Genomic DNA, 7,928 nt, shown 5'->3' with positions numbered 1-7,928 from the left:
GCCTCGATCTGCGGCGACCGGCTGCGGATCGAGGTCACCGACTCCGGCCCCGGCCAGCCCCCCCCCCCCCCCCCCCCCCCCGCGCCCCCCCCCCCCCCCGCCCGCCCGCCCCCCCCCCCCCCCCCCCCCCCCCCCCCCCCCCCCCCCCACGGCCGTGGCGGGCGCGGCTCCGTACGGGGCGCGGCTCCGCAGGGGGCTCAGCTCCGCCGGGGGCTCGGCGCCGAACCGGGCTCACTCCTCGCCGGCGAGGGTCATCCCGGCCAGCTTCACCGAGGCGAACACCGTCGCCGCGACGGTGACCACCAGCAACAGCGGCACGGCCGCCCCGAGCGAGACGTCGGAGCTGATCGCGTTCTCCCCCGCGACCGCCTCGGCCACCGAGCGGCCCCACTGCTGGATGCTCAGCGTCCGGGCGCCCTCGACGAAGTTGCCGATCGTCGACTCCCAGATCAGGGCGTACGCCAGCCCGGCCACCACCGCGTGCCGGGTGACGACGCCGAGCAGCAGGAACAGCGCGCTGTACGCGGCACCGGCGACCAGCACCGCCACCGTGTAGCCGAGCGCCACGCCGTCCTGGGTGCCGACCAGCAGCAGCCCGGCCAGCAGCGTCGGGACGACCGAGAACAGCCAGGTGACGCCGATCGCGACGACCAGCTTGGTGGTGACGATCCGCCACCGGGGCAGCGGCTTGGCGAGCAGGTAGACGATCGAGCCGTCGTCGATCTCGTTGGCGATCACCCCGGTGCCGACCACCAGCCCGAGGATCGGGACCAGGGTGCCCAGGCCGAGCGCGCCGAGGACGTTGCCGGCCGTGTCGTGCGGGTCGGCGCTGGACGCGCTCGCGATGGCCGCGACGATCACCAGCAGGGCCGGGACCACCAGCAGCAGCAGGCCGCGGCGGCGGCCCAGCAGCCCGCGCAGGGTCAGCCTGGCGACGGTGGGGTTCATGGTCGGTCGGTCCCTTCCTGGGCGGTTTCCCGGGCGATTTCCCGGACGTGCCGGACGACGGCGGCCCTGGCGGCGGCACTCACGCGGACACCAGGTACGAGAAGACGCTCTCCAGCGATTCGTCCGCCGGGGAGACGGTGTACAGCCGGATGCCGGCCTCCCGGGCGACCCTGGGCAGCAGGGTGGTGAAGCCCTGGAAGTTCACCGCCTCGATCCGCAGCGCCCGGTCCCGCTCGTCCATCTCGATGCCGCTGGTGGAGCCGTCCGCGATGAGCGCGGCGGCGAGCCGGCGGTCGTCGCTGGAACGGACCAGGTAGCGGTGCGGGCGGTCGGTCATCAGCCGGCGGATCCTGCGGAAGTCGCCCGAGGCCGCGTGCCGTCCGGCGACCACCACCTCGATGTGCCGGGCCAGCTGCTCGACCTCCTCCAGGATGTGGGAGGAGAACAGCACGGTCCGGCCGTCCGCGCCGAAGCGGCGCAGCAGGTCCATCAGCTGGAGCCGCTGGCGCGGGTCCATGCCGTTGAAGGGCTCGTCGAGCAGCAGCACGGACGGGTCGTGGACCAGGGCGGAGGCCATCTTGACCCGCTGCTTCATGCCCTTGGAGTAGGTGCCGGTGCGGCGGTCCTTGGCGTAGTCCATCTCCACCAGGTCCAGCGCCCGGCGGGCGGCGGCGCCCGGCTGGGGCAGGCCGTGCAGTTCGGCGTTGGCGAGGACGAACTCCCAGCCGGTCAGGTAGTCGTACATCGACTCCCGCTCGGGCACCAGGCCGATCTGCCGGTACACCTGCTGGTTGCGCCAGATCGGCGCGCCGTCCAGGGTGACCGAGCCGCTGGAGGGGGCCAGGAAGCCGCTCATCATGTGGATGAGCGTGGACTTGCCCGCGCCGTTGGGACCGAGCAGGCCGGTGATGCCGGGGCCGATGGCCATGGAGATGTCGTTGACCGCGACCACGTTCCCGAACCAGCGGGAGACCTTGTCGATGCTGATGGTGGCCATGCTGCGTCCCTCTCTCAGACACTGCGGTTGAATCAGACGCTGCGGTAGCGGCGCAGCAGCAGCCGGTACGAGCCGGCCACCATGGCCACCGCGACGAGCGCGAACACCGCCAGCCCGAGGCCGCCCGGCGCGTGCCGGCGGTCGAAGCCCTCGCCGAGCCCGAACAGCTCGTTGACCAGGGACTCCACCAGGTCGGTGGGCGAGATCAGCGACATCCACTGCGCCGCGTCGGAGCCGGTCGTGCCGGGGTTGCTGATCCCGACCGCGGCGGCTCCCAGCGCGGCGCTGACCGCCAGGTAGCCCATGATCGCGGCCACCCCGAAGCCCCGCCGGGGGGTGGCGGCCGCGATCACCAGGGCCACCGAGGTCGGCACCAGGGCGTACAGCACGGCCGCGACCAGCCCGTACAGGAAGTGCCCGGTGTTGTGCGCGAAGTCCATCCCGCCGAGCAGCGCGCCGATGTACAGCACCAGCAACGGGGCCGCCATCAGCAGCAGTTGGGCGCAGAACATGGCGCAGAACTTGGCCCGGACGTAGTCGGTGCGGGTGATCGGGCGGGAGAAGTAGAGCGGGACGGTCTGGTAGCGGAGGTCCCGGGAGAGCAGCACCGGCGCCTGGGAGGCGAGGAAGACCGAGACCACCAGGCTGAGCATCGAGAGGTAGCCGGCGTACTCGACCGGCAGCTCCTCGCGCTTCATCACGACCGAGAGCGCCACCATGACCAGCGCGGGCACGGTGATCACGCCCAGCACCAGCATCGGCAGCACCTTGGACTTGCCCGAGCGGCCGAGGCCGTACGCGGCGCGCAGGCTCTGGGTGAAGAGCGCGCGGGTGGCGTAGGAGCGGCCGAGCCGGGGCCCGGTGTAGCCGCGGTAGCCGATGTCGTGGATGACGCCGGTGTCGGCGGACCTGGTCTCAGGAGGCAGCGGCATCGTTCGTCCCTCCCTTGCTCTGCTCGGTGTCCTGGGAGTCGGTGAAGAGCTCGGCGACCCGGTGGCGGCGCTGCTCCAGCCGGACCAGGCCGAGGCCGAGTCCGGCGACGGCGTCGCGGATGGTGTCGTACGTCGACTCGTCGGCCAGCCGGACCAGCAGCTGGTGCGAGCCCTCGGACTGGACGGACAGGCCGGCCGCGGCGAGCCGCTCGCGGACCGCCGGGCCCGGCTCCAGGAGGTGGTCCTCCGGGTGGTCGCCGACCTCGACCGCGAGGACGGCCGTCGCCTCGGTGAAGGAGGCGGTGGAGGAGGAGCGCAGCAGCTTGCCGCCGTCGATCACGACCAGGTGGTCACAGGTCCGCTCCAGCTCGCCGAGCAGGTGGGTGGTGACCAGCACCGAGATGCCGAAGTCGGTGTGCACCCGGCGGATCAGCGCCAGCATCTCGTCCCGGCCGGCCGGGTCGAGGCCGTTGGTCGGCTCGTCCAGCAGCACCAGCTTCGGGTCGTGCACCAGCGCCTGGGCGAGCTTGACCCGCTGCTTCATGCCGGTCGAGTAGCCGCCCATCGGGCGGTACCGCTCCTCGTACAGGCCGACGTGCCGCAGGGTGTCCGCGGTGCGCTCACGGGCGGCGGTGGCGGGCAGCCCCGCCATCCGGGCCATGTGCACCACGAACTCGGTCGCGGAGACGTCCGGTGGCAGGCAGTCGTGCTCGGGCATGTAGCCGACCTGCGCCCGGATCTCGGAGCCCCGGGTGGCGACGTCCAGGCCGAGGACCTCGCCCCGGCCGGAGGTCGCCGGGGCGAGCCCGAGCAGGATCTTGATCAGGGTGGACTTGCCCGCGCCGTTGGACCCGACCAGACCGACCACGCCCGGCCGCACCTCGACGGTCAGTTGGTCGAGGGCGGTGACACGGGGAAACCTCTTGGTGAGGCCGTCCGTCTTGATGACAGCTGTGGACACGCCCACCAACGTAACGGTCTTGTGCGGTACGGGACATGAGCACGAATGACGAGCCCGTCTGCTGCTGCGGTATGACGCCGGGCCCGCTCACCCCTAGGGGTTCGGCAAAAGCGGAACCCACCTGTACCCTTTGTCGGACTCTTTACGCACTTGCCGAATTCTTTGCCGACGGGGGTGCCGGGACACCGCACCGGCACGGAGGGGATCGATCGACATGTCTGATCGGGCGACCGCGTTCGACCGGATGATGAACCCTTGGGCCTACGACGCGGACGGGAACCTGACCGCCCGGGCCCGCGCCCAGGAGGCGGCCCGCACCCGGATCAACTCGACCTCGGCGTCGGGCGGCGGAGGCGGCGGCGCCGGGGGCGGCTTCAGCGCCGACCCCGACGCGCTCACCACCGCGGGGAACAACTCCGACCAGATCCACGCCCGGCTCAACAGCGAGGGCCGGGGCGCCGACGAGGCCACCGCCAAGGTCTCCACCTCGCTCGCCAACTGGAGCACCGGCAAGGCCGCGGCGGGCGCCGCCGGCACCTGGGACCAGTGCGTCGCCGCCCTCGGCGGCACCATCGGGCAGACCACCCAGGCACTGCGCGCCACCGCCGCCAACTACCGGCGGAACGAGTCGGCCGTCCAGCACGACCTCGGCAACTGAGAGGACCACCGCGATGGTCGACTTCCACGAGCTCAGCACCGCCGACTTCGGCGTCCTGGACACCGCCGCCACCGCCTGGACCACCGTGGCCCAGAAGCTCCGGGCGATGGACGGCGACTGGGACACCACGGTGATCGCCAAGGTCGACTCCGCCTGCTGGAGCGGCCCGGCGGCCGACCAGGCCCGCCCCGGACTCCGGCGCGCCAACGAGCAGTTGACCGCCGCCGTCACCGAGGCCGACGCCTTCGCCTCGATCTTCAAGGAGGCGTCGACCGAGTTCAAGGCGGCCAAGGCCAAGCTGGAGAAGGCCGTCGGCGACGCCCGGGCGGCCGGGCTGACCGTCACCGACAACGGCACCGTGAGCTGGCCCCCGGCCGACACCGCCACCCGGCACGACTACGAGGCCCTCCAGAGCTACCAGAAGGAGTGGGGCGACAAGGCGGAGGCCGCCCGCAAGGCGATCGACGCCGCCGTGGCCGAGGCCGCCGCCGCCGACGAGCGGGCCGCCTGGGCGCTGCGCGCCGACAGCATGACGGATGGTCAGAAGTCCTTCAACGGCAAGGCCGTCGGCGGCGGCCCCGAGGCGGACGGCAGGCGCGCCGCCCAGCTCGCCGGCCGGGGCGGGGAGATCACCGAGCCCGAACTCACCGAACTGAACTCGCTGTTGGCCTCGCACGGCAGCGACCCGAAGTTCGCCACCAAGTTCTACCAGGACCTCGGACCGGACGGCCTGATCAAGTCCTGGAACGGCATGGTCGGCGACCCGGCGCACCCGCGCGACGACGGGTCCCCGCGCTGGAAGGCCTACCAGCAGCTCCAGAAGAACCTCGGGCTCAGCCTGGCCACCGCCACCCGCACCGGCAACGAGCCGCACCTGTCCGACGAGTGGGCCGCCGCGCTGCGCAAGGCCGGCTCCCAGCCGGTCTGGGACAAGCCCTACCGGGCCTCCGGCCTGGACTACGTGCCGTACGGCTACCAGGTGCTCTCCGGCATCCTGATGAACGGCAACTACGACGCCCACTTCCTCAACCCGATAGCCGAGCACGTCACCCAGCTCGACACCCAGGACAAGTACTGGCCGGCCCCGATGCCCGGCTCGCAGATCCAGGGCTTCAACCTGACCGGCGGCGACGGGGCGGGCTCCGGCTTCCGCCCCACCACGGCCGTCCTGGAGGCGCTCGCGCACAGCCCGGAGGCGGCCAACAGGTTCTTCACCGAGCAGCCGACCGCGTACCACGAGGACGGCACGGTCGACCGGGGCGGCAAGCCCAAGCCCTCGGACTACTTCGACTACTACGCCCACGACAAGGACTGGATCCCGGACACCACCTCGCGGGACTCCAAGGTCTGGGACGCGAGCAAGCAGGCCGGCCCGGCCGCCTTCGGCCGCGCCCTGGAGGCCGCCACCACCGGCCACCCGTACGACGAGCCGGGGCCCACCCCGCCGGCCGGGCACACCACCGAGCAGGCCGACCTGATGAAGCGGGTCGTGGACACCTTCGGCCGGCACGGCGAGGACGGGGGGCTGGAGGACGTCAAGGGCGACGGCAAGCTCGCCGCGATGCGGGGCAGCCTCGGCCACATGACCGCCGAGTACATCGGAGACGTGCAGAACGCGCTCTCCCACGGGCACGACCTGCCGGTCAACGGCTCCCCCGCCGTGCTCGACGCCTCGGCCGTCTCCGGCCTGCTCGACGTCCTCGGACGCGACCCGGACGCGTACGGCGCGGTGGCCAACGCCAACCAGGCCTACACCACCGCGCTCGTCCGCGGCCACCTGGACAGCGGCGAGACCGACTTCGCCCGGCTGCAGTCGGACATCGACCACACCGCGAAGTCCGGCGGGGTCGTCAACGGCTACCTCAACCAGGCCCGCGTCGACGAGGTGCACAACCAGCACGCCGCCTCCGACAAGGAGTTCAACGACGCGCTGGAGAAGAACGTCGGCTACGGCAAGACCGCCTTCGAGGCCGTCATCGGCACCGTGACGGAGAAGGTCCCGATCGCCGGCGAGGTCGCCGGGCAGCTGCTGGACGCGATCGCCGAGAGCGTGATCGAGGCCAACAAGAAGGACACCACCGAGGACGGGCGCCAGGAGAGCCGCGACCACACCGCCGAGGCGGAGCACCGGGTGGCCACCGGGGCCGACCAGGCGGTCAGGGACGCCGCCGCCGGCAGCGGGATCGCGCGCCAGGACGTCGACCGGCTCGCCAACAGCGCCCGCGACAGCGCGCTCCAGGGCATGACGCGCGGGTCGGTGAACAACGTGAGCACCAACGCGAAGGGCGACGCGTGAGCGGGCCCGCGGGCGGCCGGGGCCGGTTCCCGGCGCACCGGTGGGCGGGACGCCTCCAGGATCCGCTGCTGCTGCCCGGCGTCCTGGTCCTGGCGGCGGCCGCCGCCGGGTTCGTCGGCTACCGGGACTGGCAGGGCCACCGGCCCACCGACCCGCCCGGCCGGGCCGCCCGGCTCTGCGACCTGCCCACCGGCCCCGGCACCCCGCTCGGGCGGCTGCTGCCGGACGGCGGCCAGGACGTGGAGGAGTGGACGCGGCCGGTCATCGGTCGGGACCCGAGGACCTGCGCCATCCGGGTCGACGGCCGCACCGCGCTCACCTTCACCTCCGTCGGGCGCCAGGGCGGGATCGCCCTGACCTCCGAGGGCGCCGGGCGTCCGGACGCGCACGCCTTCGACGTCGCCGGCCTCGGCGCCTCGTGGCCGGACGGCGCCGCCGTCGCCGCGGGCTGCCCGGGCAGGAAGGAGTACGACCCGAACGACTACTTCCAGCTCGAGATCACCACCGGCGAGGCCGCCCGCACCGCCGGCGCCGACGGCCGGGCCGACCTCGAACAGCTCGCCCGGGCCGCATTGGTGGAGACCAGGAAGGACCTGTGCCCGTGAAGCATCCCCGGGCCCTGACCGCGGGTGGGACCGCGCTGCTGCTCGGCGGCGGCCTGCTCGGCTGGCACGTGTACCTCGACCGCACCGAGTACCGGCCACCGGCCGTGTCCCTGTCGCACGGGGAGTGCCGGGGGCTGCTGGACGACCCGGGCATCGCCGGACTGCTGGGCCGCGCCCCCCGGGTCCACGCGACCACGGAGTACCGGCCGGCGACGGACGGGACCAAGCCGTCCCTGCGCTGCCGGATCTCCGGGGCCGACGCACGGACCCTCACCGCCGACGCGGAGCCCGGAACCGTGGGGGCCGGCGGCGACGGACTCGGAGCGGCCGCCTTCGGCTGCGCGGTGAACGGCCGGACCGAGCCCTACCGGGCCGTCCTGCGGATCACCGGGAAGGACGGCGCGCCCCTCCCGGACGGGCCCGGCCGGGAGCGGATGGGCCGACTGGCGAGCGGCTTCGCCCAGCGGGCCGCCGAGCGGCAGCTCGGCTGCGCGGGCGGCGCCGAACGGCTCGAAGCCGTGTGAGCCGGCC

General features: G+C 73.3%; 8 protein-coding genes. 4 read left to right on the top strand and 4 right to left on the bottom strand.

The window, feature by feature from the left end; all coding sequences use genetic code 11:
- Positions 1-231: 231 nt before the first annotated feature.
- The 4 genes from ACFY0X_RS31550 to ACFY0X_RS31535 form a co-directional block, all read right to left on the bottom strand.
- Entirely contained in the window at positions 232-948 is a 717-nt protein-coding gene (locus tag ACFY0X_RS31550; protein ID WP_387759714.1) for an ABC transporter permease, read from the bottom strand.
- 79 nt (positions 949-1,027) lie between these two features.
- A complete protein-coding gene (locus ACFY0X_RS31545) occupies positions 1,028-1,945 on the bottom strand; it encodes an ABC transporter ATP-binding protein (protein WP_387759712.1) in 918 nt (305 codons plus the stop codon).
- Positions 1,946-1,977: 32 nt separating this feature from the next.
- Positions 1,978-2,877 (bottom strand): ABC transporter permease, encoded by a 900-nt coding sequence (locus ACFY0X_RS31540; RefSeq protein ID WP_387759710.1) that lies wholly within the window; start codon positions 2,875-2,877, stop codon positions 1,978-1,980.
- Positions 2,861-3,838 (bottom strand): ABC transporter ATP-binding protein, encoded by a 978-nt coding sequence (locus ACFY0X_RS31535; RefSeq protein ID WP_387759708.1) that lies wholly within the window; start codon positions 3,836-3,838, stop codon positions 2,861-2,863. The genes ACFY0X_RS31540 and ACFY0X_RS31535 overlap by 17 nt, the downstream gene beginning before the upstream one ends.
- A 214-nt stretch (positions 3,839-4,052) precedes the next feature.
- Between ACFY0X_RS31535 and ACFY0X_RS31530 the strand changes: the two genes are divergently transcribed.
- The 4 genes from ACFY0X_RS31530 to ACFY0X_RS31515 are packed head-to-tail and all read left to right on the top strand — an operon-like array spanning position 4,053 to position 7,921.
- Entirely contained in the window at positions 4,053-4,496 is a 444-nt protein-coding gene (locus ACFY0X_RS31530) for a hypothetical protein (protein ID WP_387759706.1), read from the top strand.
- A gap of 13 nt (positions 4,497-4,509) precedes the next feature.
- Positions 4,510-6,792, top strand: a complete 2,283-nt coding sequence (locus tag ACFY0X_RS31525; protein ID WP_387759704.1) for a hypothetical protein — start codon at positions 4,510-4,512, stop codon at positions 6,790-6,792.
- Positions 6,789-7,397 carry a hypothetical protein gene (locus tag ACFY0X_RS31520; RefSeq protein WP_387759702.1) on the top strand — a complete coding sequence of 203 codons (609 nt, stop codon included), beginning with the start codon at positions 6,789-6,791 and terminating at the stop codon, positions 7,395-7,397. The genes ACFY0X_RS31525 and ACFY0X_RS31520 overlap by 4 nt, the downstream gene beginning before the upstream one ends.
- On the top strand, positions 7,394-7,921 hold the full coding sequence (locus ACFY0X_RS31515; RefSeq protein WP_387759700.1) for a hypothetical protein: 528 nt from the start codon (positions 7,394-7,396) through the stop codon (positions 7,919-7,921). Before ACFY0X_RS31520 ends, ACFY0X_RS31515 begins: the two co-directional genes overlap by 4 nt.
- The last annotated feature ends 7 nt before the right edge of the window (positions 7,922-7,928 follow it).

It is taken from the genome of Kitasatospora sp. NPDC001547, from assembly GCF_042894165.1.
GTDB lineage: Bacteria > Actinomycetota > Actinomycetes > Streptomycetales > Streptomycetaceae > Kitasatospora.
Note: the sequence above shows the minus strand (reverse complement) of the source record. Positions and strands in the feature narration are given on the sequence as shown.

What these genes read in the sequence shown, in the direction of transcription:
- ACFY0X_RS31530 (WP_387759706.1), top strand. Translation starts at nt 4,053, where the DNA reads ATGTCTGATCGGGCGACCGCGTTCGACCGGATGATGAACCCTTGGGCC.
- ACFY0X_RS31550 (WP_387759714.1), bottom strand. Translation starts at nt 948, where the DNA reads ATGAACCCCACCGTCGCCAGGCTGACCCTGCGCGGGCTGCTGGGCCGC.
- ACFY0X_RS31525 (WP_387759704.1), top strand. Translation starts at nt 4,510, where the DNA reads ATGGTCGACTTCCACGAGCTCAGCACCGCCGACTTCGGCGTCCTGGAC.
- ACFY0X_RS31545 (WP_387759712.1), bottom strand. Translation starts at nt 1,945, where the DNA reads ATGGCCACCATCAGCATCGACAAGGTCTCCCGCTGGTTCGGGAACGTG.
- ACFY0X_RS31540 (WP_387759710.1), bottom strand. Translation starts at nt 2,877, where the DNA reads ATGCCGCTGCCTCCTGAGACCAGGTCCGCCGACACCGGCGTCATCCAC.